We start from the raw sequence: 591 nt of genomic DNA, 5'->3' as shown, positions 1-591 counted from the left end.
AGTTTTAGGTCCAATGTTTGGAGAACCTTATACGTCAAAATTTTCCTACTGTCAGATGCCCATACTCTACTTTTGTCTGGCTCTATTGCACAGAGTTGTTCCCTCATGCTTTTCAGCATCACTTCGATACCGCTTATTATTTCTCGGTCTGTAAAGCTTGCCAAATCAATAACCACGGGAACCTGATGAGAACTATAAACATCAGCGTCTCTCAACAGATGTGCTACTGGCAGTAGAAACCTCTTAATATCAAGAAGGTCTAGATTAAAACTCACCAACATGTTCACTCGGGCCGCACGTTTCCACAAGTTTACCGTGAAGGTGCCTTAATTCGCCCGCCCCATCATGCGCACACCATTGTTGTGGTAGAAAGATAATTGGCTATCGATTAGGGCATCCTCTGAACTAAAACACTCAAAGTTTTCACCATTGTCCGGCGAAAGCTTCGATAACATAGGTAGGCCTGACAAAATTGAATTGTACGCATGCCACTCGAAAGCATTATGCTCTTTGATTGATTTGTATACACCTTTATTCTTTAGAAAACTCCCTATGCAGTAATCGATCGAAGTTCGCTAATTGTATTTCTTT

General features: G+C 41.5%; 1 protein-coding gene. It reads right to left on the bottom strand.

The window, feature by feature from the left end:
* Positions 1-308 (bottom strand): DUF6387 family protein (locus ACX5J7_RS03750; RefSeq protein ID WP_498706157.1); only part of this gene is annotated, 308 nt, incomplete at its 3' end.
* Between the last annotated feature and the right edge of the window lie 283 nt (positions 309-591).

It is taken from the genome of Alteromonas infernus, from assembly GCF_902705815.1.
The sequence above is the reverse complement of the archived record's forward strand: the minus strand, read 5'-3'. Positions and strand labels throughout refer to the sequence as shown.